This window comes from Gammaproteobacteria bacterium (genome assembly GCA_041395445.1).
Lineage (GTDB): Bacteria > Pseudomonadota > Gammaproteobacteria > Xanthomonadales > Marinicellaceae > NORP309.
Genome location: JAWLAO010000006.1, coordinates 202,891 through 218,324, shown reverse-complemented (window position 1 = coordinate 218,324; position 15,434 = coordinate 202,891). Strand labels below are relative to the sequence as shown.

Below are 15,434 nucleotides of genomic sequence, written 5' to 3'. Positions count from 1 at the left end.
GGTTTCGAGCAAGACAACAGATGGTTAGAGTTTCGCTCAAGTTTGTGTGCGTCGAAACAATTGTCAGAAAAGATGAGGTTCTTTTTAATTTGTATATTGTATCCTTTGATATTTATTGACAACCATGTAAATTTAAAGCTAAACTTTAAATATGCATAGTTACTTTTCCCGTATAAAAAAAAATAAGATAATAAATCATTTGGAAGTTTTTCCTTGTGTTGTGTTGCTGGGGGCTCGTCAGGTGGGAAAATCAACCTTGGCGAAACATATTTTGCAGGATTTGGATTCTATTTATCTTGATTTGGAAGATCCCAGGGATTTTGCAAAACTTCAGGAACCTCTGGCATTTTTGGAAGCTAACAGTGATAAGTTGATTTGTATAGATGAGGTACAGAGGAAGCCTGAAATCTTTCAGGTATTCAGAACGTATCTTGACCAGAGCAATAAACCGGGACAATTGCTATTACTTGGTTCGGCATCAAGAGACTTGATTAAACAAAGCTCAGAATCCCTTGCAGGAAGAATATCCTATATTGAAATCAGCCCCTTTACTGCCAGTGAAGTTAAAGATTTAACGAAACTATGGGTTCAGGGTGGTTATCCGGTAAGTTATCAGCTTGATGAAGACAATAGTTTTGACTGGAGAATAAACTATACCCGCACTTTTCTGGAAAGGGATATCCCTCAGCTCGGAATAAATATTCCGGCAGAAACACTGAGGCGTTTCTGGGTCATGCTGGCACACCTGAATGGTGAATTGCTGAATGCTTCCAAGCTGGCATCATCAATGGGGGTCAGTGTGCCGACAATAAAAAACTACATTGATATTCTGGAAGGCACATTTATCATCAGACAATTAAGGGCTTATCACAGCAATACAGGAAAAAGATTAATTAAATCTCCGAAGGTTTATATCAGGGACTCCGGATTGGTGCATAGTTTGTTAGGAATAGAGAGCTACAATGACTTATTAGGTCATCCTGCTTTGGGAAACTCATATGAAACATGTGTTATCAGCAGTATATTAGAAGTGTTTGACAGATATGAGGCGTGTTTTTATCGCTCTGCCGCAGGAGCTGAAGTTGATTTGATTCTGCAAAAAGGGAATAAGAAAATTGCCATAGAAATTAAGTCTTCACAATCTCCCTCGCTAAGCAAAGGTTTTTTTGAAAGCCTGAAGGATATCAAGCCTGATAGAGCATTTGTTATTGCTCAGGTTGATGAGCCTTATCCTATAAAAGATGATGTTTGGGTTTATGATTTAGTTAGTTTTTTGAAACTGAAGTTTTAAATCAGGAACAAACTTAATAACTTTTTGATAAAATACCACCAAACTTAATAAACTTAATTTAAATGCCAAAAGCCACATCATTTGAAAAATCAGTTCAGGAGTTGGATTCCATTGTTGAAAAAATGGAGTCCGGAGAGTTAAATTTGGAGCAGTCATTGGAATTATTTGAGAGAGGCGTGAAGTTAACTCGTGAATGCCGAAAGATTCTCGACGATGCTGAGAAGAAGATTGAAATACTGCTTGAAAGCACTAAAGATTTAGATTCCTGAATTCAAACTCTTATATGAATAAGTCTCAATTTGAAGCCAAAACATTGTTCTTTCAGCAACGGATAAATATTTTCCTGAAAGAATATTTACAGAAAAACTACTCTGAAGACACTCGTTTATTACAAGCATTGTCGTACTCACTTTTATCCGGAGGAAAAAGAATCAGACCATTACTAAGCTATGCCACTGCTGATGCTTTGGGTGTGGATTTTGCCAAAGCCGATTACGTCGCAGCCAGTGTGGAAATGATTCACGCATATTCGTTAATTCATGATGATTTGCCGGCAATGGACGATGATGACTTGCGGCGCGGAAAGCCGACATGCCATGTTAAGTTTGACGAAGCGACAGCCATACTCGCGGGTGATGCCTTACAGGCAATGGCTTTTGAGGTGCTAACAGAACTTGATGCAAGCCCACAGCAAATTGTTCAAATGGTAAGAAAGTTGAGCCAATCTTGCGGTGCTTCAGGAATGGCCGGCGGGCAATCTCTGGATCTGGAGTCCGAAAATAAAACCCTGAACCGTGAACAAATGGAACAAATTCATCAATTAAAAACCGGCGCACTCATATCCGCATCCGTCGAAATGGTTGGGTTTCTATACACCCATTCAAACACATCAAAAATATTGGAGTTATATGATGTTTTACGAGGATATGGTTCGGGGTTCGGCATGGCTTTTCAAATCATTGACGATGTATTAGACATTATTGGTGATGAAAATGAAATTGGCAAACCCGTCGGTTCTGATGAGTCCAACAACAAATCTACTTATCCCTCTCTTATTGGACTAGACGCATCGAAACAAGAAGCAGTAAGATTTTCGCAATTTGCAGTTTCGCAACTCTCCAAACTACCAAAAGGTGACAGTAGTTATCTGAAGTATTTAGCTGAATATCTGGTTTCACGTCAGAAGTGATAAATGCAATTAGTAATTAATAATGAACAATTATTGGTTTTGTTTTGAGCTTCGGATGATTGAGTACAAGATTCTTAATATTTCCTCACAATCTTTTGCTAGAGGCTCATATTGAGAAGTGTTCATGTATCCAGTATCTTTTAAAAGTCTGAGTCAGTAGTGAGTCTCTCTTGCTTCTTTGTATGAAATTGTGAGTTTTGATATGAAGTCTTTTTTGAAATTCCACCGATTGCTTCTTCAACATTAGCACCTATGGACGTTCCTGAACGGAGTATTTGTTTAGATAAAGTGTACTCTTTTTGGTTTGAAACCATGTATTTATAAAGTTTAACAATTCGAATGCTAAAATTGTAGGTTTTCTCTAGGATAATGTTATTGTTACTCATGATGAAAAATTTCCTATTTTAGCGGCTGAAAGAATTAATGACTTTTCTGTAGTTGATTTTGCATTAAATTGTTTCAATTGTTAATCATTTATTATTAATTACTCATTACTAATTACTAATTCCACACTTGACTTCGGTTATAATATTCGGTCTGGTAATAATTATTTCTTAAAATGAGTTCTTACACATTGTTGGATAGAGTAAACACTCCGAGTGACTTGAGACAGCTTCCTGAGTCACAGTTAAAGCAATTTTCTGATGAGTTGAGGGAGTTTTTAATTGATTCTGTATCAAATTCCGGTGGTCATTTTGGTTCCGGTTTGGGAACAGTTGAATTAACTGTTGCGTTGCATTATGTGTTTGATACTCCTCACGACCGAATTGTTTGGGACGTTGGACATCAGGCTTATCCGCACAAAATATTGACCGGCCGTAAAGATCGAATTGAAACCATCAAGAAAAAAGACGGTCTTGCCCCTTTTCCAAAGCGCTTTGAAAGTGAGTATGACACGTTTGGCGTTGGTCATTCGTCCACTTCGATTGGCGCAGCTTTAGGAATGGCTTTAGCATCCAAACAACAAGGGGTTGACCGTAAAACCGTAGCAGTAATCGGTGATGGTGCAATGACTGCCGGGATGGCGTTTGAAGCATTAAATCATGGCGGTGATTTAGAGCCTGATATGTTGGTTGTTTTGAACGAAAATGAAATGTCAATTTCTCCTAATGTTGGCGCTTTTGCCAGAATGTTGATAAAAATTGTCAGTGGACGTTTTTATAACAAGATGAGGGAGAAATCCAAACGCATCATGAAAAGGGATTCATGGCTGTGGAAATTCATGTCACGCTGGGAAGAACACACTAAAGGAATGTTGATTCCATCGACACTATTTGAAGAACTCGGATTTTTGTATTTCGGACCTATTGATGGTCATGATGTCAATCAACTGGTAAAAACCTTGAGTATCATCAAAGAAACCAAAGGCCCCAAATTTCTGCATATCATCACTAAAAAAGGCAAGGGCTATAAACCCGCTGAAAGCGATCCAATCAAATACCATGCTGTTTCTCCATTTGATCGTAACATTGGTGTACAACCGGCTAACAAGCCGAGCTTGCCATCATACACACAGGTTTTTGGACAATGGCTTTGTGACATGGCACGCGATGATAATCGTCTGGTCGGAATTACTCCGGCGATGCGTGAAGGCTCGGGCTTGGTTGAGTTCTCTAAATTATTTCCCAAAAGGTATTATGATGTCGGAATTGCCGAGCAACATGCTGTTACTTTAGCCGCAGGAATGGCTTGTGAAGGCGTTGTTCCTGTGGTTGCTATCTATTCCAGTTTCCTGCAAAGAGCTTATGACCAATTAATACATGACGTAGCGATTCAAAACCTTGGGGTTTTATTTGCTATTGATCGTGGTGGCGTGGTCGGACCTGATGGTGCCACTCATGCCGGAAACATGGATTTGAGTTTTTTACGTTGTGTTCCAAACATGACAATTATGGCACCGTCTGATGAAAACGAATGCCGCCAAATGCTTTATACCGGTTTCACATTGGGAACACCGGCAGCAGTGCGTTACCCTCGTGGCTCAGGAATTGGAGTTGCAATTCAGCCCAAAATGGAGAAATTGCCAATTGGAAAAGGGACTATTGTCAGAAAAGGTTCCAAAATTGCAATTTTGGCATTTGGTACAACTTTGGAAGCTGCCAATGTAGCTGCTGAAACATTAGATGCAACCGTAGTCAATATGCGGTTTGTAAAACCACTGGATGAAGAGTTAATTACTGAAATTCAAGCAAAACACAGTTTAATCGTGACGGTTGAAGACAATGTTATCAAAGGTGGAGCCGGAAGTGGCGTGAACGAATACCTCAACAGCATTCAGTCGAAAGCAAAAGTATTGAACCTCGGCTTACCTGATTTCTATCAGGATCATGGTAGCAGAGATGATCTTTTACAAGAAGCCGGAATTGATGCCCAGGGAATTCTGCGACAAGTCAAATCATTCAGCAACTTTAAGAAAAACACATTTTCTGAATCGAAAATTGTAGAGTTTAAAAAGTAGTTTTATCGAGCTTGTTTATAGACTCGAATAATGTACCGTGTCATTGGATGTGCCGGATGAAAATCAACCAGATATTGAACATACTGAGTTGATTTTTGCTTTTGTTGGTTATCAATGTAATAGTTGACCAATGAGATAATGGCATCAACTAACCCTTCCGGTTTAGCGTTTTTGCGAATCATACGATTTATCAGATAAACGGCATCATTAATAAATCCATAACCGGCAAAAATTCCGGCTAAATTCACCAGTAATTCATCACTCAAGGCAATCCGACCCTGAGTTGTACTCATATAAACTGAATAATGATCGTGGATTACATTCCCGGATGCTTGCCTGGAAAGCAGGTCATTAAAAAAATCTTCAGCAGCTTCGTGATAGAGTTTATCGAAAGGAATGAATTGCCCGTACTCAAAACGAATGCGATAAAGACGATGATCGTCAGGATCATTCTTTATACATTTTGTCATTAGTTTTACAGCGCGTTTATACTTGCCTTTTTCAACAAGAAATGCCGCTTTTTCTTCGTAATTCATTCAAGATTTTGAAGTTGTTTCGATAGCTACTCTTGAACGCAGTTTAATACACTCCAGTTACAAAATACAGAACAACAATCACAAATTTTACAATATATTACATAAAACCTTGCTGAGCCATTGAAAGAGTTTGGTTTTTCCCAATGATAAAATGATCCAAAACTCTGACATCAATTAATTTCAATGACTCTTTCAGTTTTTCTGTGATTTGTTGGTCAGAATCACTTGGTGTTAAATCTCCGGAAGGGTGATTGTGTGCAAAAATTATTGCTGCTGCATTTTTCTTTAAGCAAATTTGAGCCACCACTCGAGGATAAACCTGAGTTTGATTAATTGTGCCTTTAAATAAAACTTCAAACTCGATAAGCCGGTGCTTATTATCCAGCAATATACAAGCAAAAACTTCATTTTCTGTTTGTGGAAACTGACTAAGGAGATAGGTTTCAACGAGCTCAGGATTAGTGAACGACGCACTCTCTTCAACTTTGCATTGGAAATGTCGTTTCATTATCTCTAATGTGGCTTTTAATTGACAATATTTGGCAATTCCCAGACCTTTAATTTTTGCAAATGACTCAAAATCAGCCTCAATAATTCGACCAATATCACCAAATTCTGATAATAAATCTCGAGCTAAATCCAATGCTGTTTTCCCTTCAATTCCTGTTCTTAAAAAAATCGCCAGTAATTCCGCATTGCTCAAATGCGAAGCTCCGTATTTAATCAATCTTTCACGAGGTCTTTCTGTTTCCGGCCAGTTACGAATACTCATTGAATCTCTTCCAAAAACGCGTATTCTATTAATAACAATCATGTTATGTCATTGGCTGTTTTCCTAAAGTCTTGTAAGAATTTTCCTATCAGATGTGGTTAATGTTATGAGGATAAGTTAAAATTCTGAATGTTTTTTTATGAGTGTTTTAGTGAAGAAAATTGAACTCAAAGTATTAAATAAGGACTTCAATAAAGAATTCGGTCTCCCTCAATATGCAACAGATGGCTCTGCGGGATTGGATTTGCGCGCTTGTATAGAAGAACCTCTAAAGGTCGCATCAAGAGAAACTGTATTGATTCCTACAGGACTAGCAATCCATATCAAAGATAATAATATGGCAGCCACAATATTGCCACGTTCCGGCTTGGGTCATAAGCATGGATTGGTTTTAGGCAATCTGGTCGGCTTAATCGACTCAGACTATCAAGGACAATTGTTTGTCTCCTGCTGGAATCGTTCCGATAAAGATTATACAATCAATCGCGGAGACCGAATTGCTCAAATGGTTTTTGTACCAATTATACAAGCTCAGTTTGAGGTAGTTGAAGAATTTAATGATTCCGAAAGAGGCGAAGGTGGATTTGGTCACTCAGGTGTTGCATAAATAGAAAGAATAATAAAAATGATCAGCAAGAAAACATCATTCAAGAAACTACCACTCGATTTAAATATCACACTTATCTGGGGTTTATTGCTTGTTGTTTCGATAATTGCAATCATTGTATTTGGTAAAACCGTTTTAGATATTAATGAAGAGTCCTCATTAAAAAAACAAATGAGCGATCACTCCAGTGCCATTGCATCTCAAGTCAAAACCAATTATCAAGCGACGACACAAAAAGTTAATAATACAATTTCATCAGTACTTGCTGAGCAATCCGAAGAAAATGATGATTTAATCATTCAGTCGATTAAAGAAAAGCTCCCAAATGCTTTACGAGTTCTGATTAACAATCAAAATCTTGTCGATATTACCCCTGAAGCATTTCCGGGTATTAATTATGCAACATTGGATATGTTGAAAATTGCCAAAAAGGACAATAAAAATCCGGTTGCGGAAATTCATCTTTATGGACAAAAAGACCAATATTTGAATTTTATTCACATTTTGGACAATCAATCAGACCGTTACCTGATAATCAGTCTTCCTGTCGATGAGATTTTAAGAAGTCTCCCTCAACTCAATGTTACGAATGGTTATATTGTCCTCAAGCAAACATCCAGTCAATTCGTCACTGTCAGGTTGAAATCATGGGGAAATCTTTCCAATGCGGAGAATCAAGTCTCAAATTCATACAAGGTTGAGAATAGCTATTTCAGCATTGACAGTTCATTTCCTGAACCAAGTTATTTACTCAAAGGAATGACAATGATGTCAGCTATTATTGGCATGTTGTCGTCAATTTTGCTCCTTGTCGCAGTCGTTCTGAATATTCTGAAGAAGCTGAAAGAATTGAAACAGAAACAATCTCAACCACAACCCGTCTATATTCCTAAGGCCAGAAACGAAATTACAGATTCAGGCAGTGGCGAAAACAATTCGGATTCTACAAAATCTATTAATAAACCGGAAAATATCCCTGCAATACCAGATATGAAAGAAACCAATCAAATTGATAAAAGTATATTCAGAGCTTATGACATCCGAGGCATCGTTGATGAAGTTTTAACGACAGATGCTGTCAGACTCATCGGTCAGGCTATCGGAACTGAGAACCTGAATCGTGGAAAAAACAGCATTGTTGTTGCTCGTGATGGTCGTTTATCCGGTAAAAAATTACTAGAAGCCCTGGTTGAAGGTTTGTTAAAAAGTGGTTGTAATGTAATCAATATTGGAGCTGTACCAACAGGTGTCCTTTACTTTGCCACTCATCATTTGGAAGTGGGTTCCGGTGTGATGCTGACAGGAAGTCACAATCCGCCAAATTATAACGGTTTGAAAATAATGCTCAACGGTGAAACTTTATCCGGTGAGTTGATTATGGATTTGTATTATTCAATTATTAATAATGATTTAGCGACTGGTGATGCCAGTGAACAAAAGATGGATATTGCTGATGATTATGTTGATTACATCTCTTCTGACATTCAGCTTGATGATGAATTGAAAGTGGTCGTTGATTGTGGAAACGGAATTGGCGGTGAGGTTGGCCCGCAAGTTCTTGAAGAAATTGGTTGCGAAGTCATTCCATTACATTGCGAAATTGATGGTAGCTTCCCGAATCACCATCCTGATCCAAGCGTCCCAGAAAACTTACAAGATTTGATTACAGCGGTCAAATCCACCGATGCTGACATCGGGATTGCATTTGACGGTGATGCCGATCGACTGGGTGTGGTGACAAAATCCGGTGAAATTATTTATCCGGATCGATTGCTCATGCTTTTCGCCAAAGATGTACTTATTCGTCAGCCGGGTGCAAGCATCATCTTCGATGTGAAATGCACCGGACATTTGCCCAAAGAAATTGTTAAAAATGGTGGTTTACCAATTATTTGGAAAACCGGGCACTCCTTTATCAAAGCAAAAATCAAAGAAACCAATGCCGCATTAGCCGGTGAAATGAGCGGGCATTTCTTCTTCAATGAACGCTGGTATGGTTTCGATGACGGTATTTATGCTGCTGCTAGGCTGCTTGAAATCCTCGATCAGGAAGGTCGTCCGGCTCAGGACGTTTTTGATGAGTTACCAAATAGTGTCAGCACTCCGGAACTCAAATGTCATACCCAAGAAGGCGAAAACTATGCCTTTATGGAAAAGTTCCAGAAATCTGCCAGCTTTCCGGATGCCCATCTCACTACAATTGACGGAATTCGTGCCGATTTTGCCGATGGTTGGGGTTTGGTCAGATGTTCCAACACCACACCGTGTTTGGTCCTACGCTTCGATGCCGATAATGAAGAGGCTTTGAACCGTATCAAAGAAGAATTCAGAGAGCAAATATTGAAAGTGGATAATTCTTTGAAGTTGCCTTTTTGATAAGTGAGAAATATAAAAACAACTGAGGAAAAAATTTTCATAGAAACCTTTCGACAAATAGGTGTCCCTATAGAAATATTAGCCTTTCCTGATGAGGTTGATAGAACTAATAAAGCAGTAGATATTCATGCTAAATATAAGAATCAAAATGTTTGGGTAGAAATAACACAGGTTGAAAGTTTTTCAAATCAAATAGCTCAATCTCATAAATTAAAATTTTTATGGGATGGGCTAGAGAAAGAGCTTAAAGAAATATTGCCATCAAGCCCTAAACTAAATTTGTTAATCAATATTGATGCAGATACTTATGTAAAAAAATCTAAACAAGAACAAATAAAAGCTCAGTTAAAGAACTGGATAATTGAAAGTGCAAAACTTATAGTCAAAAAATGCCAAAATGGTGATAAAATTCCAATATCAATAGTCGGCTCCAAAAAAGACATACCGTTTAAATATTCATTGCATTTATACAGGAATGTACCTCCATCAAGTAACAACTTCTCAGTAATGTTCTCCACTCCTTCTGATATGAAGGAAGAAAGAGTAAAAAGATTAACTCAGGCATTAAATAATAAACTTCCAAAATTATCAAAATCAAAAACTAATTTAAATGATATAACTGTCTTGATTCTATATATAGATGATATACAGCTCTCCGAAAATTACACAGTTTTAGATTCGCTAAAACAATGTATTTCAACTGTTGACAAAAAACTTGTTCCCAATGAGATTTTTATCGTTGATGCATCGATGAGTCCTTACATTGTTACTCCATTTTTTAACTTTTTTAAAAGTGTTTATAAATAATAAAGGCAACTCAATGAGCTGCCTTTATTATTAATGATTATCTGAGTGCTTATTTCTTGTTGTTATTAACCGATAAATCCAATGCTAAGTCTTTTGCTGTTTTTACGCTGAGCATTTCAATCAGTGCCATGGCGGCATCACCACCACCTTCGGAGCCATTGCTACTCATTTGAATTTCAGGAACCCACTTCTGGCTTTCTACAGCTTTGGCAAAATAGCCCATGACTCTTTGATAGGTTTCGAGTTTTTGTTGGAGGGCTCCATCGGCTTCCATTACCAATTTCTTATATTCGGCATCACCTTCACCACGAAGAATTTGTTCTTGCTTGTATTCAGCGGCTGCCAGTTTTTTCTGTTCAGCTTCCAGTTTTAATTGTCTGGCGACTTCAACTTGTCGTTCGGCGGCAATCACAGCGATTTCTTTTTCTCTTTGTGCATCAACAATCGCCTGAGCTTTTACCACTTCTTTTTCATATTTAGCAGTCATCACATTAGCTTTACCTTGTTCTTCTGAAGTAATAGCATCTTGTTTCGCTCTTTCGGCATTCGCCTTAGCTGTGATAATTGCCATGGTTGCTTCCCTTTTGGTGGCAATTTGTTGCAATGTTTTTGGCTCAAAGTCCCAATCGGTGATTTGAAAACCGGTAACGCTGATTTCGTACTTTTCCATGTCACTGGCAACATGTATCGGTAGTCCGTTTTCACCATAACTAATAACCGGAATATTCTTAGTCACAGTTTTTCCGGTACCTTCATCAACCGTGGTGATTTTTTCCAGTTTAGTTTGAAACTTACCTTTGGAAATCTGTTGATTCGCCCATTGGGTGAAAATACTTCTTTTTTCAGCATAAGCCTCTTCTGAGCTCATTAAACCAGCCGTCAGATTCATACCTTCTTCTGTGATTGATTTTATGAGTTTTTGAGCAACACCTCGGTTAGAACGAAAATCCTTGTGCAAGTGCAACATGGTTTCTTCATCCGATGGTAAGGTGAACCGTGCTTTTCCATAGACTGTTCCTGTACCACCGTCCTGATAACGAACCGAAATACCTTGCTGGTCAATGGATGAATCAGCTTCTGCGATGGTTTTGTCATAATCAAACGTTATAACATCATTATAAACCTCTGTCGTTCCGAACCAGATTGGATAAATACCCGGTGAGAATTTCACATAAAGTTTACCTGTTGGATATTGGACAACCGTTCGGTGTCCGGCATTGTTGATTCCAAATGCCATAAAAAGCATAGCTATAGCTCCAAAGATAACTGCTAAAACAACAAAAACCTTGATTTTACTGCTTCCCATTTTATTTCCCCTGTTTAATTCTGAGCTACTATTCTAACCAGTATAAAGTTTTAGTAAATGGTATTTTTGGAATATAAAACAAAAAAGGCAACTCAATGAGCTGCCTTTTTTAAATTCACAATGTGAAATTTTATGACTGAGCTAATTGTCTTAGCACATATTGCAGAATACCGCCGTGTTGCATGTATTCAACTTCTTTTGGAGTATCAATTCTGACTATCACTTCAAAATGTGTCTTTTTGCCGTCATTGGTTTTTGCAGTAACCTGAGCGACTTTAGAAGCTCCGTTTTCCAAACCTGTGATTGAATATGTTTCATGACCGGTTAAACCTAATGAGTCGGCACTTTCACCATCTTTAAATTGCAATGGTAAAACGCCCATTCCAACAAGGTTGGAGCGATGAATTCTTTCAAAACTTTCAACAATAACTGCTTTAACACCAAGTAAGTTTGTTCCTTTCGCCGCCCAATCTCTTGACGAACCTGTTCCGTATTCTTTACCGGCAACAACAACCAAAGGAGTTCCCTCTTCAGCATAAATACGGGAAGCATCGTAAATCGACATTTCTTTATCAGTTGGCTGATGACGTGTCCATCCACCTTCAGTACCTGGAGCCAATTGATTGCGAAGTCTGATGTTGGCAAATGTACCACGCATCATCACTTCGTGATTACCACGACGAGAACCATAAGAGTTAAAATCTTTGCGTTCTACACCTTTCTCATTAAGGTATTTACCGGCCGGTGAGTCAACCGCTATCGCTCCTGCCGGAGAAATATGGTCTGTTGTCACACTATCACCCAATTTTGCTAAACATCTTGCACCGGAAATATCTTCAATGCTACCTGCTTGCAGTGTCATACCATCAAAGTATGGAGGGTTTTTAATGTATGTGGAATCATCTTGCCATTCGAAGATTTCTGACTCTGAGGTTTTAACTGCTTTCCAGTTATCATCACCCTCAAACACGCCGGCATAACCCTTGTTGAACATATCAGCATTGATGTTCTCAGCAATCGCTTGCGCCACATCATGAGTGCTTGGCCAGATGTCTTTCAGATAAACAGGATTGCCATCTTTGTCATTTCCAAGTGAATCATTATACAAATCAAAATCAACCGTTCCTGCCAACGCATAAGCGACAACCAAAGGAGGAGATGCAAGGAAATTCATTTTAATATCGGCATGAATACGACCTTCAAAATTACGATTACCTGATAAAACCGATGTAGCCACCAGACCATTATCTTGTATGGCTTTAGAAATTGCCGGATCTAAAGGACCTGAGTTTCCGATACATGTTGTACAACCGTAACCAACGACGAAGAAATTCAATTTTTCCAAATCGTCCAGAACTCCTGCACTTTCCAAATATTGTGTCACCACACGTGAGCCCGGTGCTAATGATGTTTTAACCCAAGGTTTTACTTTCAAACCTTTTTCAGCAGCATTTTTCGCTAACAAACCGGCTCCAATCATGACTGCCGGATTGGATGTATTGGTACAAGAAGTAATTGCAGCAACTGTAATATCACCATCTTTAAGATCAAAACTACCATGTTCTGTCGTCACTGCTACCGATTTTTTCTCTCTGCCCTTTTCCATATCGGCAAAAAGGGTTTGGAATTTCGCTTTGGACTCTGAAAGAGCAATTCGATCCTGAGGGCGTTTTGGTCCGGAAATACTCGGTACAACCGTACTCATATCCAATTCCAAAGTGGATGAGTATTCTGCATCAACAGAGTCCGCTGTATGCCACATTCCTTGAGCCTTTGCATAAGCTTCGACTAATTCAACTTCTTCATCAGATCTCCCTGATAGTCTCAGGTATTTAACTGCTTCCGCATCTACCGGGAAAATTCCGCACGTTGCACCATATTCCGGAGCCATATTAGCAATGGTTGCCCGATCTGCCAAAGGTAAGTTTTGCAAACCATCACCGTAAAACTCTACGAACTTCCCAACCACTCCGTGTTTTCTCAGCATTTCCACTATTGTCAGAACCAAATCCGTTGCTGTTGTACCTTCTGGTAATTTTCCGGTCAGTTTGAATCCGACAACTTGAGGAATCAACATAGAAATAGCCTGACCCAACATCGCTGCTTCGGCTTCAATTCCTCCAACTCCCCAGCCCAGAACTCCAATTCCGTTAATCATAGTTGTGTGAGAATCAGTTCCCACAACTGTATCCGGATAGGCTTGTAAAACACCGTCTTTTTCAACTCCAAATGTGACACGAGCAAGTTTTTCCAAATTCACCTGATGCACAATTCCATTGCCGGGAGGAACAACCTTGAAAGTATCAAAGGCTTTTTGACCCCATTTCAAAAACGCATAGCGCTCCATGTTTCTTTGATATTCAATATCTTCATTGGCAGATTGTGCCGATTGGTTTCCGTACTTATCCACTTGTACCGAGTGATCAATAACTAACTCAGCCGGCGATAGAGGATTAATTTTTTGAACATCACCACCCAAATTCTTCATCGCATCGCGCATCGCTGCCAAATCAACAACTGCCGGAACACCTGTAAAATCCTGTAAAACCACTCTTGATGGCGTGAAAGCGATTTCTGTCGAAGGCTGTGCTTTTGCATCCCAGTTACATAGTGCCTCAATGTCTTCTTTGGTGACATCGACACCATTTTCATGCCTTAATAAATTCTCAAGTAAAATTTTCAGACTGTAAGGTAAACGATTGATATTGTGCTTTTTGCCTAATTCGACCAGGCTGTGGATTTGATAGTTTTTGCCATTACTTGAAACTGTAGTGGCAGTATTGAATGAATTGCTCATGAAATAACCCCTTTGATTGTTGTGTTTGGACGGCTGATTATCACTCCGTCGAAAAAATCGTGCGTATTATCCTATTTTTCGATCTTAAAGTCATTAGCCAAAAGTATTATATTGAAGATATATTGGGCCGAGGATTGTTCTATTTATTAAAACTTTGTTATTTTTCTTTGAAATACTTCAAATTTGCAAACGAAACTGTATATAATTAAGTTGAGAATTAATCAATTACCTTTATGGGAGGAATTTTTTGTGCGTATATTTGTTTTATTTATTTTATTTTTAAGTGTCGGGGCTTTTGCTCAAGAGACGAAGACTGGTGGTGAGTCTATTGATTTATTACCTCGTGGTGGTTGTACTATCATTCCGGATGATGGATATGATGGTAGTATAGCATCAATGGCTTGCATTACAATAGCAGGACCTGGTGGAGTTATTACCGATTTAAATGCTGAGATTACCATGGAGCATACTTGGATTGGAGATTTAACCTATAAAGTAGTTGCTCCTGACAACACAACATTAACTCTAATGAGCAGACCCGGATTTGCAGAGCCAGCTGATGATGGTTCTGATTGTTGTGGTGACTCTTCAGATCTCCAACTTGCTGATACATTAACTTTCCGTGATGGTGGTGCAACTTCTGCAGAACTTATGGGTAGCACTATTATTGGCACACAGTTTGTGTGTGGGGATGACGGTTTATGCGAATATGCACCTGCACCTGATACAGGTCCTGGCACGAGCTTTGCAGACTTTGTTGGTCTTCAAGCTGCTGGTAACTGGCAGGTTTGCGTTGGTGATGGTGGCTTAGGTGACTCGGGAAATTTATGCAGTGCAAATTTAAACTTCACAATTGCCATTGGTGCTATTGCAACATCGACACCATCAGATGGATCTACTTTAAATTTTGGAATGGGTGCAGCTTATAACCTAACAATTGGTAATGATGCTGGAGCTGATACAGATTTGGCAAATATTAGTTGTTCATTTGCCGGTGGCGATGCGGCTGAGTTTTCTGTGACTTCTGGCAATCCGGCCGGTCCTGTTGCACCTGGAGGATCAACTGTTGTCTCATTGGCTGCCAATACACCTCCTGACAATGGTAGCTTTTCAAGCACTTTAACTTGTACTTTCGAAAATGATAACACAACAGGCTCATTCTCATGGCCTGTGACAGTTGCCGGTGCTTATGTTCCTCCTGTGATTCCATCAACTAATTTCTATGGCTTGATGTTATTACTATTGGCAACATTATCAGCTGCTGTAGTTGTATATAGAAAAAAGTTTATTTAAAT

The 15,434-nt window shown here is 38.9% G+C and carries 12 protein-coding genes and 1 pseudogene; 8 read left to right on the top strand and 5 right to left on the bottom strand.

Annotation, left to right across the window (positions count from 1 at the left end; translation table 11 throughout):
* Positions 1-151 precede the first annotated feature (151 nt).
* The 3 genes from R3F25_11205 (at position 152) to R3F25_11195 (ending at position 2,480) form a co-directional block, all read left to right on the top strand.
* Positions 152-1,291: an ATP-binding protein gene (locus R3F25_11205; protein ID MEZ5497372.1), complete on the top strand. Its 1,140-nt coding sequence runs from the start codon at positions 152-154 to the stop codon at positions 1,289-1,291.
* A 62-nt stretch (positions 1,292-1,353) separates the two neighbouring features.
* The gene (locus R3F25_11200; GenBank protein ID MEZ5497371.1) at positions 1,354-1,560 is read left to right on the top strand and encodes an exodeoxyribonuclease VII small subunit; all 207 of its coding nucleotides are present in this window, start codon (positions 1,354-1,356) and stop codon (positions 1,558-1,560) included.
* A 14-nt stretch (positions 1,561-1,574) separates the two neighbouring features.
* A complete protein-coding gene (locus tag R3F25_11195) occupies positions 1,575-2,480 on the top strand; it encodes a polyprenyl synthetase family protein (protein ID MEZ5497370.1) in 906 nt (301 codons plus the stop codon).
* A 30-nt stretch (positions 2,481-2,510) separates the two neighbouring features.
* On the opposite strand, the pseudogene R3F25_11190 reads toward R3F25_11195, so the two are convergent.
* Positions 2,511-2,866: pseudogene (locus tag R3F25_11190) on the bottom strand (four helix bundle protein).
* A 173-nt stretch (positions 2,867-3,039) separates the two neighbouring features.
* Between R3F25_11190 and dxs the strand changes: the two are divergent.
* A complete protein-coding gene (gene dxs / locus R3F25_11185; GenBank protein ID MEZ5497369.1) occupies positions 3,040-4,938 on the top strand; it encodes a 1-deoxy-D-xylulose-5-phosphate synthase in 1,899 nt (632 codons plus the stop codon).
* Between the two features lie 2 nt (positions 4,939-4,940).
* On the opposite strand, the gene R3F25_11180 is transcribed toward dxs, so the two are convergent.
* Both R3F25_11180 and radC read right to left on the bottom strand, forming a co-directional pair.
* The gene (locus R3F25_11180) at positions 4,941-5,474 is read right to left on the bottom strand and encodes a hypothetical protein (GenBank protein ID MEZ5497368.1); all 534 of its coding nucleotides are present in this window, start codon (positions 5,472-5,474) and stop codon (positions 4,941-4,943) included.
* A gap of 97 nt (positions 5,475-5,571) precedes the next feature.
* Positions 5,572-6,246, bottom strand: coding sequence for a DNA repair protein RadC (gene radC, locus R3F25_11175; GenBank protein ID MEZ5497367.1), 675 nt, complete (start codon positions 6,244-6,246; stop codon positions 5,572-5,574).
* Between the two features lie 139 nt (positions 6,247-6,385).
* Between radC and dut the strand changes: the two genes are divergently transcribed.
* Genes dut through R3F25_11160 form a run of 3 tightly spaced genes read left to right on the top strand, consistent with a single transcriptional unit; the run spans position 6,386 to position 10,036 of the window.
* Complete coding sequence (gene dut, locus R3F25_11170) at positions 6,386-6,853, top strand: dUTP diphosphatase (GenBank protein MEZ5497366.1); 468 nt, start codon at positions 6,386-6,388, stop codon at positions 6,851-6,853.
* Positions 6,854-6,871: 18 nt separating this feature from the next.
* Complete coding sequence (locus R3F25_11165; GenBank protein ID MEZ5497365.1) at positions 6,872-9,229, top strand: phosphomannomutase/phosphoglucomutase; 2,358 nt, start codon at positions 6,872-6,874, stop codon at positions 9,227-9,229.
* 3 nt (positions 9,230-9,232) lie between these two features.
* Positions 9,233-10,036 carry a hypothetical protein gene (locus R3F25_11160; protein MEZ5497364.1) on the top strand — a complete coding sequence of 268 codons (804 nt, stop codon included), beginning with the start codon at positions 9,233-9,235 and terminating at the stop codon, positions 10,034-10,036.
* 49 nt (positions 10,037-10,085) lie between these two features.
* Here the strand turns inward: R3F25_11160 and R3F25_11155 are convergent, their stop codons facing one another.
* Positions 10,086-11,342 carry an SPFH domain-containing protein gene (locus R3F25_11155; GenBank protein MEZ5497363.1) on the bottom strand — a complete coding sequence of 419 codons (1,257 nt, stop codon included), beginning with the start codon at positions 11,340-11,342 and terminating at the stop codon, positions 10,086-10,088.
* A gap of 130 nt (positions 11,343-11,472) precedes the next feature.
* Positions 11,473-14,139 carry an aconitate hydratase AcnA gene (gene acnA / locus R3F25_11150; protein ID MEZ5497362.1) on the bottom strand — a complete coding sequence of 889 codons (2,667 nt, stop codon included), beginning with the start codon at positions 14,137-14,139 and terminating at the stop codon, positions 11,473-11,475.
* A gap of 249 nt (positions 14,140-14,388) precedes the next feature.
* Here acnA and R3F25_11145 point away from each other — a divergent pair, with 249 nt between their 5' ends.
* Positions 14,389-15,432, top strand: a complete 1,044-nt coding sequence (locus tag R3F25_11145) for a hypothetical protein (protein MEZ5497361.1) — start codon at positions 14,389-14,391, stop codon at positions 15,430-15,432.
* Positions 15,433-15,434: the final 2 nt, after the last annotated feature.